Genomic DNA, 18,166 nt, shown 5'->3' on the forward strand with positions numbered 1-18,166 from the left:
CAAACGCCCCAAGCTCACCTGTTCTCGTCAAGGTGCTTTCGCATGTCCGCAAGGTCGTCACCAATGCGCCGCATGATGGCCAACTGGTCGGGTCCAACCACATGATCAAGGGCATCACTGACCCGACGAAGCGCCTGATCGCGAAATTCGCGTCCGGCGTCGGTCAGATAAACCAGCTTGCCGCGGCCATCTTCCGGATTAGGGGCCACCGTGATGTAACCCCGATCCGTCAAGACCCTAAGCGAATGCGTCATCGTATTTTTCGTGACCTGCATTGCAGATGCGATGCGCAAAGGCGATTTTCCGTCACCCATGCGTGACAAATGGTTCAAAATTGCAAAGTGGGACGGGTGAACACCATCCGGAAGGCTCTTGGCCAATATCGCGGTCGAGAGTTGATTGATGATCCCGATTTCGGTGAAAAATCCGATGATTTCGGCTGAGGTATCGTCTTTGTTCACACGGTTCCAATCTTGGTCTCTATCGGCCAACGCGGGCTGACCGGAACAACTGGACCATATCCGATGCGCGCCAACATTTGAACCGTGCCCCCATCAGGTGCCAGCTTCTCATGAGTCGTTGCATAGTGATCCTCCATTTCGGGGTATTCCTGCAAGGCCTGGCTTAGCGGCTGAAAGCCCAATCCCTCTGCCGTGCAGGCAAGATTGACCCGCAACCAATCGGCCCCGGCAGCAATCTGTTCAAGGCGCGTATTGCCCCGTGTCACCATCCAGAGATGGCCCATCGCCGATTGCGTGTTTTGGGTCACGACTTTCAGACCCTCGCGAAACCCGATTGAATTAGGGTCCAGCAAGGTCTCTCGCGTCATGACCCCAACCAGCGAAAGTGCTTCGAACAAAGCGCCGCTCAAATCAATGCCGTCAGGATTCGCATTCACTTCGGCCTTGCCGATGCGCATCAGATCGACACTTTCCTTGTAGGTGTGCGGTGTCTCGAGTTCGATGATCAGGGCGTCCGTGGTCAATTGCCGCCAATACGCGATCTCGTCCTGATCGACCGAGCCACCAACCTGTGCGTGCCGTGCAACAGCGCCGATCCGTGCCAATGCCCCGGGCGGAACGGCGCGCGATGTATCGTAGGGTTCCTTGTTGGATCGGCGGGCCATCACATGTTCAAAAAGCGGATCAATGACGGGACTCGCCGTTGCAAACCTGGCACGCGCAACTGGACGGTTGTCCAAACCGGCCGCGACCTCACCTTCGGGGAACAGCGCGATTTCGACACTGTAGCCCGCCGCATTGGCCGCTATCCGCATGAGTTCAAGAAAACACCCCAGGCCGATGGTCAACTGCCGATCAAAGGGGTCAGTGTGCGGCAGCTGCTTTTCGGTATCAAAGTAGAGTGTCAGCGCATCGTCACCTTCCAACGCAACGATCCATGGTTGTCGGTTATGCGGGTTGGGCGCAAGAATTGCGTGCGAAAGGGCGTTCTTGCGCGGATCGTCATAGGATCCTGCAAGCCCCCAGGGGGCCAACGCGGCGGTTGGCGTTCGCGTCGATGCGAATAATCCAGCGCCACCGGCCGCCAGAACGACTCCCCCACCGGCAAGTTTCAAGACGTTTCTACGGTTCATGACAGGCCTCCTAGTTCTATATCGAACCAATATAGTTCTATACCGAACTAGTCAAGGCTTTCCGCAAACGGGCGAACAAGGTTAAACCAAACTGGGTTGGCCTGGCCGTGATGCTGATCAGGCAGTGGCGCGCGAACAGAGTGACGCGCCGCATCAGACAAAGTGTCCGCTAAGCTGGCCTTCGCGTTGCGGTGCGCCAAGCTTTCAAACGAAATTGAACTGACCCCGTCATGCCGCCACGACCCCGGACCGTCGGCTGCAATCCCAAACCCTATTCCCGCCACCCCAACCTTGACCTTGCGTCCCAATCCGGCGCAAACCTGTTGCAAGTGGCAAGGAGCGGGTAATGATCACGATGAACGGAAAGCGCGGCCTGATTATGGGGGTCGCGAACGAACGCTCGATTGCTTGGGGGATCGCTGCGGCGATGGCCGAGGCGGGCGCGGAACTGGCGTTTTCATATCAGGGTGAAAACCTGCTCAAACGGGTCGGGCCGCTGGCTGAAAGCGTTGGCAGCAGCCTTTTGGTCGAAACCGATGTGACCGACGATGCCTCGATGGACCGCGCCTTTGCGATGCTGAAAAAGGAATGGGGCAAGATTGATTTTGTCGTCCATGCCATTGCCTATTCCGACAAGGAAGAGCTGACAGGCCGGATCACCAACACCAGCCGCGCCAATTTCCAGAACTCGCTGACGATCAGCTGTTACAGCTTTATCGACGTGGCGCGCCGCGCTGCCGAAATCATGCCCGACGGGGGCACACTGCTGACGCTGACCTATCAGGGCAGCACCAAGGTCACACCAAACTACAACGTCATGGGCGTGGCCAAGGCAGCGCTGGAAAGTGCGACGCGCTACCTTGCGACCGATCTGGGCGGGCAAGGCATTCGCGTCAATGCAATCTCGCCGGGGCCGATGAAAACGCTGGCAGGGGCGGCCATCGCAGGCGCGCGCCGCACGTTTAGATATGCCGAGGCCAACGCCCCGATGAAAGCCAACGCCACGCTGGCATCCATTGGCGGCACGGCCGTTTATCTGGCATCAGACGCCGGTGCTTTTACAACGGGTGAAGTGATCCACGTCGATGGCGGCCTGCACGTGATCGGCATGCCCCAGATCGAGAACCTCTAGCACCATGGCGGCGCTGATGATCGCAGTCGGCGCGTTGATGTGCCTTGCCACCGGCTATGCCCTGCGTGGCGGGCTGTTTGCCAAACGCAAAACCGAAATCGTCGGGATGGATATGCAGGGGCTGGCGTTTGGCGGCCTGTCCATCGCGGCGGCCATGTGGTTTTTCGGGCCGATGGTCGGGATCGCGATCATCTTTGCCGTGGTGATCCACGAATACGGCCATGTCTGCGCCTTTCGGGTCGCTGGCCACGCAGATGCACGGTTTCGCCTGATCCCGCTGATGGGCGGTGTGGCAATTTCCGACAGCATTCCTGCCAGTCAGGAAAAGGATTTCTTTATCACGCTCATGGGGCCGGCAATCGGGCTGGGGCCAATGATTCTGGCACTTGGTCTGTCAGGGATCATGTGGGGTGTCAGCGTGGACGTGGCGGTGTTCATGTCCACCTTTGCGATGGTCACGGGGGCGCTGAATTTCTTTAACATGCTACCGTTCTGGCCACTGGACGGCGGGCGGATGCTGCGCGTGATTGCCCATGCATTCTGGCCACCGCTGGCCTATTTGCTGGCGATCGCCATGTCGGCCGCTTTCGTTGCCGCAGCCATCGCTATGCAGTCTTTCGTGCTGTTCTTCTTCGCGCTGATGGGCGTGCAAAGCCTTGCATCGTCCAACATGCTAGCGCAGGTGCAGCGCCCGTTGTCGCGCAAGCGCGCGGTGCTGGCGGCTTGCGCTTACCTTTTCACCGCCGCGACGTTCTTTTTCGGCGGCGGCTACAGCTTTTTCTTACGCTTTCTTTAGTCCCACCACGGGCCGTGCTGGCCGGTGCGCCCGTCGATATCTTCATAGCCGTGACGGCCAAAGAAATCACGTTGGGCTTGCACCAGATCGGTTGTGCCGCGCGCCTGCGCCATCGTGTCGATGAACGCCAGCGCGCCAGTCAACGCGGGCACTGGATGGCCCGCCGCAATCGCCGCACCCGCGACACGGCGCAGGGCGGGCGTGGCGGCTTTCAGCGTGTCGGCAAAGGTGGGCGCAAGGAACAACTGCCCCTGCGGCAGGTCGCCGCGAAACGCGTCTGAAATATCGTCCAACAGGGCGGATCGGATAATGCACCCGGCCCGCCAGATTTCCGCAATCCGTGCGAAATCCAGGTTCCAGTCATAGGTGTCGGATGCGGCGGCCAGAATGCGGAACCCTTGGGCATAGGCGATGATACGTGCTGCCAGCAATGCCTGTTCATAATCGCCATCAGGCAAGGACACCGCACCGCGATGCCCCCCCAAAACGCCTTCGCCAACGCCACGGGTTTCCTTTTCCGCCGACCATCCGCGCGCCGCAACAGCAGCTTCGATCGTGCTGGCGGACTGGCCCATTTTCAGCGCCTCGATGACGGTCCAGCGGCCCGTGCCTTTCTGGCCCGCCTTGTCCTGAATGACATCGACAGCAGGCTTGCCATCGCGTTCCGCCTGCAAAACAATTCCAGTGATTTCAACAAGGTAGCTTTTCAGCGCACCCTTGTCCCATTGTTCGAAGATCTGCCCGATTTCGGCGGGCGCGCGCGCCGCGCCATGGCGCATCAGCCCATAGACTTCGGCGATCAACTGCATATCGGCGTATTCGATGCCGTTGTGCACGGTTTTCACAAAATGGCCCGCGCCATCGGGGCCAAGGTGATCGGCACAAGGTGCACCATCGAATTTCGCGGCAATCGCATCAATCATCGGTCGGATCGCGCCCCAAGCCTGCGGCGTGCCACCGACCATGATGGAGGGACCATTGCGCGCGCCTTCTTCGCCACCCGACACGCCCATGCCGATGAACGTCAGGCCAGCAGCCTCGACCGTGCCGGTGCGCCGCCGTGTGTCGTTGAAATCGGCGTTGCCCGCATCAATGATTGTGTCGCCCTTGTCCAGCAAGGGGATCAACCGCGCGATGGCATCATCCACGGGCGCACCCGCAGGGACCATCAGGATAATCGCACGGGGGGCGGGCATATCGAGGGCCATCTGGTCCAGATCGTTGTGCGGGGTCAGGCGCGCTGCCAAATCGCCCGCCTCTGTCACGAAATCCGCAACCACACTGTCGGTGCGGTTAGACACATGCAGCGCAAAGCCATTGTCGAGGATATTGAGCGCCAATGCGCTGCCCATGGTGCCAAGACCATATAAGCCCAGGTTTGCCAGTTTCTTGGTCATGCGATCCCCCGTGAATGTTTGCGCAAACCTAACCCGCAGGGAACCCTGCACAAGCCCCCTCACCTCCCTGTTATTTGTAATATTAACTTTTTGGTGTTATATGTCGGTTAATAAAGAAAAAATGAAACGGCAGTTTTCGATATGACATCTCTTTTCCGCTCGGCTTTTGCCGAGGTGATCGCCCCGTTCCTACGCCGCCCACCGCAATTGCAGGTGGCTGCTCTTTGCTACCGCGATGGCAAGGACGGGCGCGAGGTTTTGTTGGTCACCAGCAGCCGTGGCCGCTGGATCCTGCCCAAGGGCTGGCCGATTGACGGGTTGAACGCCTCCGAAGCCGCCGTTCACGAAGCCTGGGAAGAAGGCGGCGTGAAGAAAGCTGATGCCGACCCGGACGCGATTGGCAGCTATGCCTCGCTGAAACGGTATGACTCCGGCGCGCAGGCGTCCTGCGAAACGTCGGTTTATGCGGCCCGCGCCATCAAGGTCGCCAACGACTTTCCCGAAGCCGACAGGCGCAAACGGCGCTGGGTTTCGCCACAAGTGGCCGCCGACATGGTCGACGACGAAGGACTGCGCGACATCTTGCGCGACTTCTAATCCGCCTGCAGCGCCTTTGCCTGCACCGAATCCGTTGAATTCCCGCCCAAGTCCCGCTAGGCCCGCGCCTAAGGAAATGTAACAGCCGTGTGACAACGCCCGCAAAGGGCCACGGGTCGGGGGACAGGATGACAAACGGCACGCCCGGAAATCAGTGGAAAACACTGGACAAGGATCTGGGCCGCATTGCCCATGTGGAATACGCCACGCAATATGTGGCGCGCCCGATGGTCGGTTTCGGCATCGCCTTGGCGTTCATCGTTCTGGCAGCCCTTGGGGCGGCTTTGTTTTTCGGGCAACAACCCACATCGTTGATCGTGATCGCGGCCGCCGCATTTGGCGCTTACATGGCAATCAATATCGGCGCCAATGACGTCGCCAACAACATGGGGCCGGCCGTGGGCGCGAATGCGCTGACCATGGGCGGCGCGATCGTCATTGCGGCCCTGTGCGAAAGCGCCGGCGCATTGCTGGCGGGCGGGGACGTTGTTTCGACCATTTCCAAGGGTATTATCGACCCCGAAAGCGTGTCCAATTCGCGGGTGTTCATCTGGGCGATGATGGCGGCGCTGATTTCCTCGGCCATGTGGGTGAACCTTGCTACATGGGTCGGCGCGCCGGTGTCCACGACCCACTCGGTCGTTGGCGGGGTCATGGGGGCAGGAATTGCCGCTGCCGGATTTGCCGCCGTGAACTGGCCCAACATGGGCCTGATCGCCGCAAGCTGGGTGATTTCACCTGTATTGGGCGGGGCAATCGCCGCGGCGTTCCTTGCCTTTATCAAGTACTACATCATCTATCGCGACGACAAGATCGCAGCAGCGCGCACCTGGGTGCCCGTGCTGATCGGCATCATGTCAGGTGTCTTTGCCACCTATCTGGCGATGAAGGGATTGAAACGGATCATGCACATCGACCTTGGTGTCGCCGTGCTGATCGGCGTGGCCGTCGGGGCCGTGACCTATGTGGCCGCCGCTCCGCTGATCCGCCGCCAGTCCGAAGGAATGGAAAACCGCAACAAGTCGCTCAAGACGCTGTTTGGCATACCCCTGGTGTTTTCAGCCGCTTTGCTGTCATTCGCCCATGGTGCAAACGATGTGGCCAACGCCGTTGGCCCACTGGCCGCGATTGTCCACGCTGAACAGTTCGGCGAGTTCGCAGGCAAGGTATCAATCCCGCTTTGGGTCATGGTGATCGGCGCGATGGGCATTACCTTTGGCCTGGTGCTGTTCGGCCCCAAACTGATCCGCATGGTCGGCAGCCAGATCACCAAACTGAACCCGATGCGCGCCTATTGCGTGGCCCTGTCGGCGGCGATCACGGTGATCATCGCAAGCTGGCTTGGCCTGCCCGTCTCGTCCACTCACATTGCCGTGGGCGGCATTTTCGGCGTCGGCTTTTACCGCGAATGGTATCACGAACGGCGCGCGCGCCAAAGCACGGCCAGCAGCGCAACGGTCAAGAAAGTCGCCGCCGAGGAACGCCGCCGCCGCAAATTGGTCCGGCGTAGCCATTTCATGACGATCGTTGCCGCCTGGGTGATCACGGTGCCCGCCGCCGCGCTGATGTCGGCGCTGATCTTTCTGGGGCTCAGCGCCGTTTTCGTCTGATCACGGGCGGGCAATGTTGCCTGCCCGCCAAGGCGGACCTACCATTCCAGTAAGTCGCAAACGGAATGGAGCTGCCCCATGAAACAAGCAATCGTTTTTGACTGCGAATTTCTGACGGCCGAGGGATCGCCGTCGCGGTTCTGGTGCGGCCCCTACGACCCCGATCCCGTGATCGCGCAAGTCGGGCTGGTCAAGATCGGCCTTGGCGACGAGTTTCCGGTGCTGGACACCCTGCGCAGCCATGTGATCCCGCAGGACCGGCAGGGGGAACGCATCGCGCTTGATCCGTTTTTCACGCGGCTGACGGGGATTGCCGAAGACGACATTACGCAAGACGGGGTTCCCCTGACCCAAGCCCTTGCGGATGCCCGCGAATTCGCGGCGGGCGAAAAACTCTGGTCATGGGGCAAGGACGAATTCAACATGGTGGCGATCAGTTGTTATGTGCAGGGCCTGACGCCGCCCATTCCCGTGACGCAATTCGGCAATGCCTGCGATCTGCTGCTCAAGGCAGGGATGCCCTACAACGACCTGAAGCAGACGCGCAGCAACACCCTTGCCGCCTATTACAAGATCGACCACCCACCACTGCGCGGGCATGATGCGCTGGATGACGCCCTTGGCGTCGCCTATGTGCTGCAACATCTGCTTGGGCAGGGGGCGCTGGAGGCCGCCGACTTTGCCTAGACGCCCAGGCACCAGCGCATGACGGCCTTTTGCGCGTGCAAACGGTTTTCGGCCTCGTCCCAGATCACCGAATGGGGCCCGTCCATCACAGCGCTTGTTGCTTCGTCGTCGCGGTGGGCTGGCAGGCAATGCATGAACAGGCTGTCGGGTTTGGCCTGCGCCATCAGCGCATCATTCACCTGATAACCGCGCAACTGGTTGTGGCGGCGTTCGCGCGCCGATTGCGGATCGTGCATGCTGACCCATGTGTCTGTCACAACCAGATCGGCACCCTGCACGGCCTTCATCGGGTCGCGTTCGGTGGTGTATAGCCCGTCAAGTGCAGCTTCGGGCTGCAAGGTTTCGGGGCCGGTAAAGACCAGATCAAAGTCAAACTGCCTGGCCGCATGGGCAAAGCTGGCAAAGACGTTGTTGCCATCCCCCGACCAGACGACCTTTTTGCCTTTGATCGGGCCGTTGTGTTCCTCGAACGTCAGGATATCGGCCATGATCTGGCAAGGATGCGTGCGGTCCGTCAGCCCGTTGATCACCGGCACCGTGGCGTATTCGGCCATGTCCAGCAGGGTCTGTTCCTCGAAGGTGCGGATCATGATCAGATCAACGTAGCGCGACAGAACCCGCGCCGTATCGGCAATGGTTTCACCGTGTCCCAACTGCATGTCGGCCCCCGAAAGCACCATCGTTTCCCCGCCCATCTGGCGCACACCCACATCAAAGCTGACACGCGTGCGGGTCGAAGGCTTTTCAAAGATCAACGCAACCATATGGCCCGCAAGCGGCCGGTCGGTGTCGGGCGTTCCTTTGGGTTTGCCCGCACGGGCCTGTTTCATCTTGCTGGCGGCATCAATCATGCCCCGCAGATCAGAGGAATCGGTTTTGAGGATATCGAGGAAATGGTTCATGTCGGTCTTTCTTGGGCTGTCGGACCGGGGCGCTGCCCCGGACCCCGGAGGTATTTTTGAACAAAAGAAGCTAGTGATAAAGCATCACCTGCACCGGATCGCCATCTTCGCACGGGTCGGGGGGCGAAAGGTATAATCAGCCATCATGCGCAACCTGCGCGGCGGCGGCGTCAAGGCGGCTGACAGCCTCGGCGATGTCGACGTCCGTGATGGTCAGGGCAGGCAGCAGGCGGATCACATTGTCCGCCGCCGGAACGGTCAGGATGCCCGCGCCGTAACCCGCCGTGACAATATCGGTGTTGGGCGCTTTGCACATCAGCCCCAGCATCAGCCCCGATCCACGCACGCCGGTGAACACATCAGGGTGCGCCGCTACAAGCCCTTCCAGTTTCTGGCGCAGCAAGCCTGCCTTGCGGTTCACTTCGGCCAGAAATTCGGGCGTGGCGATGATTTCCATCACCTTGGCCCCCACCGCACAGGCCAGCGGATTACCGCCATAGGTGGACCCGTGGGAGCCCGCGGTCATTGCACTTGCAGCCTTTTGCGTGGCCAGCACCGCACCAAGGGGAAAGCCCCCGCCGATGCCCTTGGCGACCATCATGATATCAGGTTCGACGCCCGCCCATTCGTGGGCAAACAGCCGTCCCGTGCGCCCCACGCCGCATTGCACCTCGTCAAGGATCAGCAACAACCCGTGTTCATCGCACAGATCCCGCAACCCCTTGAGGCATTGATCGGGCAGCGGGCGAATGCCGCCTTCGCCCTGCACCGGTTCGATCAGGATCGCACCCACAGACGGGTCAGCGGCGGCCGCCGTCAGCGCGTCGTGATCCCCCCAGGGCAGGCTTTTGAAGCCGGGCAACAGCGGGCCAAACCCTTTGGTCATCTTTTCGGACCCGGCAGCGGCGATCCCCGCGGCCGAGCGGCCATGAAACGACCCCGAAAAAGTGAGGATCGTCGTGCGATCCTGCCCCTGATCGTGCCAGTATTTGCGCGCCATCTTGACGGCCAACTCGCAGGCCTCGGTCCCCGAATTGGTGAAGAACACCGTATCGGCAAAGGTGTGTTCAACCAGCGCATCCGCCAGCTCTTGCTGGGCGGGAATGTGATAAAGGTTCGAGGTATGCCACAGCGCCCCCGCCTGATCCGTCAAGGCCTGCACCAGATCGGGGTGCGCGTGACCCAAGGAATTCACGGCAATCCCCGCGCCCAGATCAAGAAAACGTCGCCCGTCGGCCTCGGTCAGCCAGCTGCCTTCGCCTTTGACGAATGTCAGGGGCGCGCGGTTATAGGTGGGCAGGACAGAGGGGATCATGGTGTGAAACCTTTGCAAATGAAGGCCCGTAGGTGCCGCAAGGGCAAGGGCAAGTCAATGTTTATAAGGGGGAATGACGGTGCAATACACCAGACGGCAGAATGCGCGGCGCGGTTAGCGTCGGCGTCGGGTGCTGGTCTGGATCAATGCGTTGGTCATGCAAGCTGGATACGCCAAGCCACGCAGAATGCAAAGGCTAATTTCCGGCGGCATCCGCGCGCAGACAGGCCCGCACCCATTTCGCGGCAGAGCGATAGTGCGAAGGGCCGGCGGCTTCGGCCCAGCGGCCCGTGGTCCATCTATTGCCGCCACCCTGCATCGGGCCGCCGTAAAGGGCTGCATCATCGAGCGTTTCCATAAAGCCCAACAGGTGCGCATGGTTCACCGCCAACAGATCACGCACATCGTCCCAGCCCAGATCGGCCTGCGCTGCCCGCAAATCGGCGTTGTAGGTTTTAAGCTGGTTCCATTTGTAGCCCGGTGCGGGGATTTCAGGCGTTTCGCCCGCCTGCCCCTGCGCATACCAACCCAGAAACAGGTCAATCCAATGGGCGCGATGGCCAATGACGTCCTTGATGCTGGTGTCATCCGCGCGCTTTAGCATGGCCTGCGCAGCGGGCATCTGATCAATCAGCGTGCGAAGTTTGTCGTAATCCTTGATCGTCACTGCGATCAGGTCTGCGCGGTTTGTGGCTGCGGGCATGGCTGATCCTCCTTTGCCGTGATGATGCCAAGAGCGACGGCGATTGTCTTTGCGCAGGATCAATTCGCGCTTGCCGCGCCCCGTGCGCAAAGTCATAGCTGGCCCATGTCCAGAACACCGCAAAACCCCGCGACCGCCATGGCGCTGATGTTGCTTGCCACTGCATTCATCGCGGGGACGACCCTGATGGCGAAATCGCTGGGCACCGACACGCTGGGCCCGCCGCTGCATCCGCTGCAAATCAGCCACGGGCGGTTTGTCTTTGCCTTTGTCGCGCTGTCCATGATCGCCGCCGTGATGCGCCCGAAACTGGACCGTCCGGCCCTGCCCCTGCATATCGCGCGCACGGTGTGCGGCTGGGGCGGTGTGACGCTGATGTTTGCGGCTGTGGCCTATGTGCCGTTGTCGGACGCCACGGCGATCAGTTTTCTGAACCCTGTGTTCGGAATGTTATTGGCGATCCCGTTGCTGGGCGAAAGGGTGGGCAAATGGCGCTGGATTGCCGCCGCGCTGGCCATGTGCGGTGCGGTGATCCTGCTGCGCCCGGGGCCGGACACGTTTCAAGCGGCAGCCCTGCTGGCGTTGGGTGCGGCGATGGTCATGGGGCTTGAGCTGATCTTTATCAAGAAGCTGGCCGACCGCGAGCCGCCCTTCCAGATCCTGCTGGTCAACAATGCAATCGGGCTGTGCATCGCATCGCTGGCCGTGTTCCCTGTATGGGTGATGCCCACAGGCCCGCAATGGCTGGCGCTGGCCGGATTGGGCGTGATGATGGCCGCGGCGCAAACCTGTTTTATCAACGCGATGGCGCGTGCCGATGCAACCTTTGTCACGCCGTTCAGCTATATGACGCTGATCTTTGCGACCCTCTATGATGCGCTGATTTTCGATGTGTTACCGGATGCGGTGTCATGGCTTGGCGCCGCAATTATCGTCACCGGTGCAGCCCTGCTGGCATGGCGCGAAAGCGTGAACCGCGCGCGGCTGCGGCGCGTGCCGACCAGTTTGGGCGGGCGGGTCTAGGCCTTGAGCCGATACCCGATCCGGAACCAGTTCCAGCAGATCGCCAGCACAAAGGTTGCCGCCGCGGCGACAACCGCCAACCCTAAGAACGGCGATGAATCCGACACGCCAAGCATCCCGAAACGCACCCCGTCGATGATGTAGAAGAACGGGTTCCAATGGCTTGCGGCCTGAAGCGGCGCAGGCAAGGCATCAATCGAATAGAAGGTGCCCGACAGGAATGCGAGCGGTGTCACAAGGAAGTTGGTGATCGCTGACAGCTGGTCGAACTTGTTGGCAAAAGTGGCCGCGATCAGACCCAGTCCGCCCATGAACACCGACCCCAGCACCGTGAACACCACAACCCAGACCGGATGCGCCATACCGACACCCAGAAACAGCACAACGCCCAGCGCGATCACAACCGCGACCATGGCACCGCGCACAACAGCGCCCGCGATATAGCCAAAAACCAGTTCAGCCGCCGACAAGGGTGGCATCAACGTGTCAACGATATTGCCCTGCACCTTGGCGCTGGCCAGGGACGACGACGTATTGGCGAATGCATTCTGGATCACTGTCATTGTCAGGATACCGGGCGCCAGGAAATGCATGAACGGCACACCCATCACATCACCACGCTGCGGGCCGATCGCGATCGTAAAGATCATCAGGAACAGGCCCGCATTGATCAACGGCGCCATGATCGTCTGGCTCCAGACATTCATGAAACGGCGCACCTCGCGCACGGCCAGTGTCCACGTTCCAAGCCAGTTCACCCGTCCGAAACGACGAACGCCCATGGGGCCGGTGGGGATGGTTTGTGTTTTGCTCATGTCATTCCTCGGATTTTCGCAATAGCGTCCTTGTATCCCGCGCTTGGGTGCTTAGAATAGGGGATCGTAAGAATTCTCAAGCCCCAATTGCTGCGAACACGCGCGCAGGGCCTTGCCCAAGCAAAGGAAACCGCATGTCCTGGACCGATGATCGGGTCGAAACCCTCAAGAAGATGTGGGGCGAAGGCCAGTCCGCAAGCCAGATCGCCAAGGAACTTGGCGGCGTCACGCGCAATGCCGTGATCGGCAAGGTGCACCGCCTTGGCCTGTCCAACCGCGCGGGATCGGGTGGCAACGCCGCCAAAGCCGCGCCCAAGACAGATGCCAAGTCCAAGGCACCCGCCAAACCCAAAGCCGCCCCCAAGACCAAAGCGGCCCCCGTTGCCGAACCCGAAGTTGAAGTCGAGGATGACGGCAAGCCGGTCATGCAGACAACGGCTGCCGCGCCGCGCCCCATGTCCGCCGCACGCCGTGCGATCATCCCTGCCGGTCAGCCCCTGCCGCCCCAGCCAAGCGCGAACGAAATCTCGCCCGAGGCATTGGCCAAGGTCAACGCCGTGGAACGCACAGCCAAAAAGATCAGCCTGATGGAACTGACCGAAAAAACCTGCAAGTGGCCTGTGGGCGACCCCGCGACCGAAGATTTCTGGTTCTGCGGCCTGCCCTCGCAGGCGGGCAAACCTTACTGCGAGGCCCATGTGGGCGTGGCCTTCCAGCCGATGTCATCGCGCCGCGACCGCCGCCGGTAAATCACGCGAAAGCGCGACAGAAAGCCGCCCCCAAACGGGCGGCTTTTATATTTTAATAATGACATGTGTTTGGTATGATCGGGCAGTTATGCAAGGATGCCAGACATGCCAACCCGTTACTCCCGCACCCTCGCCGCCCTGCACTGGCTCTTGGCGCTCATGATCATTGCCGAATTGTTTGCCGGTAAGGTCCTGCTGGGCAACACCCCCAATAGCGATCCCGACAAGCTGTTTGGCCTGAGCATGCACATGCCCATCGGGCTGGTGATCCTTGCGCTGATGATCCTGCGCGTCATCGTGCGCATCCGCAGCGCCAAACCGCCTCATGCCGACATTGGCAATGACATCCTCAACCGGGCAGGCATCTGGGCACATTGGCTGCTTTACGCACTGGTGTTCATCATGGCCCTGTCGGGCATCGCCATGGCGCGTGGCGCCGGGCTGCCCGACATCGTGTTTGGCGGATCGGGCGCACCCCTACCGGCGGAATTTACCGGCCCCGCACGCATTGTGCATGGTTTTGCCGCCACAGCGCTGATTGTCCTGATCATCGGCCACATCGGCGCGGCGATCTATCATCAGCATGTGCGCAAGGACGGGCTTTTGGCACGGATGTCCTTGCGTCGTTAGTATTGCCCTTACGCGTCAGCTTGCCTAAGTCCTGTGGGATCGGATTTGGGCAGTTCATTCATGCACGACAACAGCGACACATCTGACCCGCAAGGGACTTGGGGCCAGTGGCTCACGAACCTGATCGTGCGTGGCCTGATCGGTGCGGCACTGGTGTTGCCCTATGCCTCGCGTGTGCGCTTTCTGGGCTGGGCGGTTGAACGGATCATCGCCCCTCTTGCCGGATACCGGCAGCGGGCCGAGGACCAGCTTGCGTTCATTTATCCCGATATGCCTGCAAACGAACGCCGCGCCATCGCGCGCCGCGTCTGCAACAACTTCGGCCGCACACTAATCGAAAACTACTCGCATCCCGCCTTTGGTGAACATGTGGCGCAGATGCCGGTGCAGGGCCCCGGCCTTGCGGCGATTGAACAGGCAAGGGCCAAACGGCAGCCTGTCATTTTCGTCACCGGCCACTTTGGCAACTACGAAGCCCCGCGCCATGCCCTCAACGCAATGGGGTATGAGATCGGTGCGCTTTATCGCCCCATGTCCAACGCCTTTTTCGATGCGCATTACGCCAACACGATGGCCGAAGTCTCGGGTAGGATATTCCCGCAAGGGCGACGCGGCACGATGGGTTTTGTGCGCATGCTGCGTGATGGCGGCATGGGCGTGTTGTTATTTGATGTGCGCAGCACCGCCTTTGACGACATCGACTTTCTGGGACATCCCGCGCCAACGGCCACATCCGCGGCCGATATCGCCTTGCGGGTCAATGCCCTGGTGGTGCCCTACTTTGGCACGCGCCGCGCTGACGGGCTGACGTTTGACATCACCGTTGAAGACCCGATCGCGCACAGCGATCCCGTCACCATGATGCAGGACATGACAGCGCGCCTCGAGGCCCATATCGCCACGCACAAGGACCAATGGTTCTGGGTCCACAAACGCTGGCGCAAATAGCCAATGATTGCGCCGACACGCGCGCCGTGGCATCACCAAGCCAACAACCACCGGAGCGCCCCATGAAGATTGCCCACCGCGAGATTTCCGCCCAGCACCCGCCACTTGTCATCGCTGAAATCGGCATCAATCACGGTGGCGATCTGGCCGTGGCCAAGGAAATGGTGCGCCTTGCCCATCTGTCGGGCTGCGAATGCGTCAAGCACCAGACCCACATCGTCGAAGACGAAATGACCGACGAGGCGAAAAATATCTTTCCACCCAACGCCGATGTCTCCATCTGGGAGGTCATGGCCCAATGCGCCCTGCCGCTTGAAGACGAGATCGCGCTCAAGAACTACACCGAGAGCCTTGGGATGATCTATATTTCCACGCCCTTCAGCCGCGCCGCTGCGGATTTCCTGAACGGGATCGGCGTGCCTGCCTTCAAGATCGGGTCGGGCGAGGCGGACAACCTGCCGCTAATCCGCCACATCGCAAGCTTCGGCAAGCCAATCATCATGTCCACCGGCATGCAAACTATTGAAACAATGCGGGAAAGTGTGGCCATTCTTGAAAAGTCAGGCGTCGAATATGCCTTGCTGGAATGCACGAATCTGTATCCATCACCGCCAGAAATTGTTTCTCTCAAGGGCGTCACCGAACTGCAAAAGGCCTTTCCAAAGGCGCATGTGGGCTTTTCCGACCACTCCATCGGGCCGGACATGGCACTGGCCTCCGTGGCGCTGGGGGCGTGCATTCTGGAACGACATTACACCGACACACGCTACCGCAAGGGGCCCGATGTGATCTGTTCGATGGACCCTGCCGAACTGAAATACCTGATCGACCGCTCGCGCGAGATTCACACCGCCCTGCACAACGAAAAACAACGCACCGGCCCCGAAGAAGACGTCTACCGCTTTGCCCGCGCATCCGTGGTGGCCGATGCCGACCTGCCTGCAGGCCATGTGATCACCGAAGCCGACATCTGGGCACGTCGCCCCGGTTCCGGCGCGATCCCGGGCTATGACTTCGACAAGGTCGTCGGCAAGACGTTGAAAGCGGCCGTGACGCGCAACCAGCAACTAACGTGGGATGATTTCGCGTGAGCATCCCGAAATGGCGCGGGGCTGGCCCGTTCGGCCTCGCAACGCGCCTGCATAACGCCAAGGAGGACCTTGGATGGCTTTGGCCCGGTCCGACGTCGGGGATGCGCACTGAACTGACCTGTCACGGGAAGCCTGTCATTTTCCTGCATAACCCCAAGACGGGAGGAAATTCGCTTGGTAAAATGCTTGGTGTCAAGCGGTTGTCGCACACCTTTGCAAGCAAGCGCTTGAATGAAAAACAGTGGCTGTCCTGTTTCAGTGTTGTCGCCGTGCGTGACCCGTTCCAAAGGTTTCTGTCGGGCTATTACAGCCATATCATGCGACCGGACATCAACGGGCTCGTCAAGATTTATGGGTGGAATATCAAAAAGATAACGCCATTCGAGTATTTGGACGTGCTGGACAGAAACCCGAAATTTGGCGGGCGTCAAACGCTTTGGTCCGAGTTTCCTTCCCAAGTAAAGCACCGCGCTGATCTAGTGCTGAAACTGGAAGACGCGCCTACGTGGCATGCGCAACTCATTGCTGCCGGTATCGATGTTTCAGGGCGCACCCTGGATCACGCCAACAAAAGCGCGCGGTCCGAAAGCGACCACCTGTCACGGTTGAAAATGAGCGCCACAGCGTTCGCCAGCCTTGAACAGGATGTGCGCAACTATTTCGCGGTTGACTATGCCGCCTTTGGCTACGCCTGAGCCAGCGATACGCGCCCCTCGTCAATCCAACCACGCACGATGGCAGCCTCGGCGGCGTAGTCATGCGGGGTCTGATAGCCTGTCGGGTTGTAATACGTTGCCGTCGCGCCGAAATCGAACCCGTAAAGCGTGACCGATTGTGCCGCATCCAGCCGCATCAGCCAACTGATCGCCATGAACCCGGAAGACGGGCGCCGCCCGATCTTGTGGCGATCAGCAAACCAATGACGGAACGGGTAAAACACAGTGCACTTCACACTCTCCCGTCGCCAAATGTTGTAGTGGCGCATCTTGGGGATCAACATCAGCAAGGTGTCTGGTGTGAACGCGGCCAGCATTTCGTCCTCGGACAGAACCGGCGTCAGCCCGACCATATCCGTGCGCCGACCTTGCGCTTCGGGATGCTTTGGAAACCCCATATTCAAGCGGATCACGATATCGCTTGCGTCAATCTTGGCACCACATTTCGTAGCCAACAAGCTTTGGGCATTCCCCACCACGGCAACCGATTTTCCTGCAATCATCGCCCGCAATCGCGCGTCATTCGCGCGCGTCAGTTTTAGGAACCAGCCGCGTGGCGCTTGCAGGAAATACTTGCGAGGAAAGTTGCGCAGCCGCGTATTCATTGCGCTAGTCGTTTTGAACATCGCCGCCATGGCGCGCCCAATACTCCATCATCCAACGCACGCGGCCCCGTCCGACATGTGGCAGTATCCCCCACCAGCCGGGCCGCACCAGATCAATCGGGCGCGGTTCGCCGTGAAAGGCGACGATGCGGGTGGTGGCGGGTGGCGGGGCGGGGCGCAACAGCGCTCCCAATCCCACGTGGCAGCGCAGATGATACTTAAAGCTCAGCACCCATTCCAGCGGCCAGAACGAAAGCGTTCCATCAGCGACTTCGCCCTGCAAATAGACCTGCTCGATCCGGTATTTCGCAACCATCGCGTCACGATCAGCAACAAAGCGGTCAAACAGCTCCGGGTGCGCCCCAGCGGTAAAGGTAAACACCCCTGTGCCTGCTTTCTGCGGCGCGCCGGATTTGCTTTTGACCCAGTTCTTGCCAACGTCAATCACCGCAATGTCACTGCCATAGTCAAACAGGTCATCCAGTGGGCCAGTGATGACGCTATCAAGATCAATGAACAAACACCGCCCCGTGATGTCATAAAGGTCTTTCTTGAATACACTCAGCTTGGGCCAGCCACCCTTTCTCCAGTGCTTTTCGTCAAGACCCATTTCCGGAATGGGAAAGGCATCAATCGCCGGGTCAAGGCCTTCTGCGTCCTCGGTCAGGCAGACAAACCTGAACGGGCCCGTCAGATGCGCGCGCACTGCGCGATACAAGACGTTCACATAAGCTGTGGAATAAAGCGTGCCCCACTTCATGCAGATCACTGTGCGGGTTTGGGTCACATTTGCCTCCGGTGTGTTCGCGCGAACCTTATGCCCGCCATTTTTGATTGTCCACGCCGTGCGTTGCCA

Annotated in this window: 20 protein-coding genes; 11 read left to right on the forward strand and 9 right to left on the reverse strand. The window is 60.2% G+C overall.

The window, feature by feature from the left end:
• Nucleotides 1-14: 14 nt before the first annotated feature.
• Nucleotides 15-314 carry a MarR family winged helix-turn-helix transcriptional regulator gene (locus SJY21_RS07005; RefSeq protein ID WP_377508132.1) on the reverse strand — a complete coding sequence of 100 codons (300 nt, stop codon included), beginning with the start codon at nt 312-314 and terminating at the stop codon, nt 15-17.
• A 143-nt stretch (nt 315-457) separates the two neighbouring features.
• On the reverse strand, nt 458-1,594 hold the full coding sequence (locus SJY21_RS07010) for an Acg family FMN-binding oxidoreductase (RefSeq protein WP_377508135.1): 1,137 nt from the start codon (nt 1,592-1,594) through the stop codon (nt 458-460).
• 346 nt (nt 1,595-1,940) lie between these two features.
• On the opposite strand from SJY21_RS07010, the gene SJY21_RS07015 reads away from it, so the two are divergent.
• Nucleotides 1,941-2,726, forward strand: coding sequence for an enoyl-ACP reductase (locus SJY21_RS07015; protein WP_377508138.1), 786 nt, complete (start codon nt 1,941-1,943; stop codon nt 2,724-2,726).
• Nucleotides 2,727-2,742: 16 nt separating this feature from the next.
• A complete protein-coding gene (locus tag SJY21_RS07020; protein WP_377508141.1) occupies nt 2,743-3,522 on the forward strand; it encodes a metalloprotease in 780 nt (259 codons plus the stop codon).
• Here the strand turns inward: SJY21_RS07020 and gndA are convergent.
• Nucleotides 3,519-4,919 (reverse strand): NADP-dependent phosphogluconate dehydrogenase, encoded by a 1,401-nt coding sequence (gene gndA / locus SJY21_RS07025; RefSeq protein WP_377508144.1) that lies wholly within the window; start codon nt 4,917-4,919, stop codon nt 3,519-3,521. The genes SJY21_RS07020 and gndA overlap by 4 nt on opposite strands.
• Before the next feature lie 141 nt (nt 4,920-5,060).
• Here gndA and SJY21_RS07030 point away from each other — a divergent pair, with 141 nt between their 5' ends.
• The 3 genes from SJY21_RS07030 to SJY21_RS07040 all read left to right on the forward strand — a co-directional run bounded on the left by SJY21_RS07030 (nt 5,061) and on the right by SJY21_RS07040 (nt 7,813).
• Complete coding sequence (locus tag SJY21_RS07030) at nt 5,061-5,516, forward strand: NUDIX hydrolase (protein ID WP_377508147.1); 456 nt, start codon at nt 5,061-5,063, stop codon at nt 5,514-5,516.
• Between the two features lie 128 nt (nt 5,517-5,644).
• Complete coding sequence (locus SJY21_RS07035; protein WP_377513174.1) at nt 5,645-7,126, forward strand: inorganic phosphate transporter; 1,482 nt, start codon at nt 5,645-5,647, stop codon at nt 7,124-7,126.
• A gap of 78 nt (nt 7,127-7,204) precedes the next feature.
• Nucleotides 7,205-7,813, forward strand: coding sequence for an exonuclease (locus tag SJY21_RS07040; protein WP_377508150.1), 609 nt, complete (start codon nt 7,205-7,207; stop codon nt 7,811-7,813).
• On the opposite strand, the gene argF is transcribed toward SJY21_RS07040, so the two are convergent.
• From argF to SJY21_RS07055, 3 genes are all read right to left on the reverse strand, one after another.
• Entirely contained in the window at nt 7,810-8,715 is a 906-nt protein-coding gene (argF, locus tag SJY21_RS07045) for an ornithine carbamoyltransferase (protein ID WP_377508153.1), read from the reverse strand. The genes SJY21_RS07040 and argF overlap by 4 nt on opposite strands.
• A 136-nt stretch (nt 8,716-8,851) precedes the next feature.
• Nucleotides 8,852-10,030 (reverse strand): aspartate aminotransferase family protein, encoded by a 1,179-nt coding sequence (locus SJY21_RS07050; protein WP_377508156.1) that lies wholly within the window; start codon nt 10,028-10,030, stop codon nt 8,852-8,854.
• Nucleotides 10,031-10,226: 196 nt separating this feature from the next.
• Nucleotides 10,227-10,733, reverse strand: coding sequence for a ClbS/DfsB family four-helix bundle protein (locus SJY21_RS07055; protein WP_377508159.1), 507 nt, complete (start codon nt 10,731-10,733; stop codon nt 10,227-10,229).
• 105 nt (nt 10,734-10,838) lie between these two features.
• Between SJY21_RS07055 and SJY21_RS07060 the strand changes: the two genes are divergently transcribed.
• Nucleotides 10,839-11,756 carry a DMT family transporter gene (locus tag SJY21_RS07060; RefSeq protein ID WP_377508161.1) on the forward strand — a complete coding sequence of 306 codons (918 nt, stop codon included), beginning with the start codon at nt 10,839-10,841 and terminating at the stop codon, nt 11,754-11,756.
• Here the strand turns inward: SJY21_RS07060 and SJY21_RS07065 are convergent.
• The gene (locus tag SJY21_RS07065) at nt 11,753-12,571 is read right to left on the reverse strand and encodes an ABC transporter permease (protein ID WP_377508164.1); all 819 of its coding nucleotides are present in this window, start codon (nt 12,569-12,571) and stop codon (nt 11,753-11,755) included. The genes SJY21_RS07060 and SJY21_RS07065 overlap by 4 nt on opposite strands.
• Before the next feature lie 134 nt (nt 12,572-12,705).
• Here SJY21_RS07065 and SJY21_RS07070 point away from each other — a divergent pair, with 134 nt between their 5' ends.
• From SJY21_RS07070 to SJY21_RS07090, 5 genes are all read left to right on the forward strand, one after another.
• On the forward strand, nt 12,706-13,320 hold the full coding sequence (locus tag SJY21_RS07070; RefSeq protein ID WP_377508167.1) for a GcrA family cell cycle regulator: 615 nt from the start codon (nt 12,706-12,708) through the stop codon (nt 13,318-13,320).
• A gap of 105 nt (nt 13,321-13,425) precedes the next feature.
• Nucleotides 13,426-13,950 carry a cytochrome b gene (locus tag SJY21_RS07075; RefSeq protein WP_377508169.1) on the forward strand — a complete coding sequence of 175 codons (525 nt, stop codon included), beginning with the start codon at nt 13,426-13,428 and terminating at the stop codon, nt 13,948-13,950.
• Between the two features lie 60 nt (nt 13,951-14,010).
• Nucleotides 14,011-14,898 carry a lysophospholipid acyltransferase family protein gene (locus SJY21_RS07080; RefSeq protein ID WP_377508172.1) on the forward strand — a complete coding sequence of 296 codons (888 nt, stop codon included), beginning with the start codon at nt 14,011-14,013 and terminating at the stop codon, nt 14,896-14,898.
• Between the two features lie 62 nt (nt 14,899-14,960).
• Nucleotides 14,961-15,989 carry an N-acetylneuraminate synthase family protein gene (locus SJY21_RS07085; protein ID WP_377508175.1) on the forward strand — a complete coding sequence of 343 codons (1,029 nt, stop codon included), beginning with the start codon at nt 14,961-14,963 and terminating at the stop codon, nt 15,987-15,989.
• On the forward strand, nt 15,986-16,684 hold the full coding sequence (locus tag SJY21_RS07090) for a sulfotransferase family 2 domain-containing protein (RefSeq protein ID WP_377508178.1): 699 nt from the start codon (nt 15,986-15,988) through the stop codon (nt 16,682-16,684). The genes SJY21_RS07085 and SJY21_RS07090 overlap by 4 nt, the downstream gene beginning before the upstream one ends.
• On the opposite strand, the gene SJY21_RS07095 is transcribed toward SJY21_RS07090, so the two are convergent.
• Nucleotides 16,675-17,310, reverse strand: coding sequence for a glycosyltransferase family 29 protein (locus SJY21_RS07095; protein ID WP_377508181.1), 636 nt, complete (start codon nt 17,308-17,310; stop codon nt 16,675-16,677). The genes SJY21_RS07090 and SJY21_RS07095 overlap by 10 nt on opposite strands.
• A gap of 4 nt (nt 17,311-17,314) precedes the next feature.
• Complete coding sequence (locus SJY21_RS07100) at nt 17,315-18,097, reverse strand: hypothetical protein (protein WP_377508184.1); 783 nt, start codon at nt 18,095-18,097, stop codon at nt 17,315-17,317.
• Between the last annotated feature and the right edge of the window lie 69 nt (nt 18,098-18,166).

Source organism: Octadecabacter sp. R77987 (genome assembly GCF_042466115.1).
GTDB lineage: Bacteria > Pseudomonadota > Alphaproteobacteria > Rhodobacterales > Rhodobacteraceae > SW4.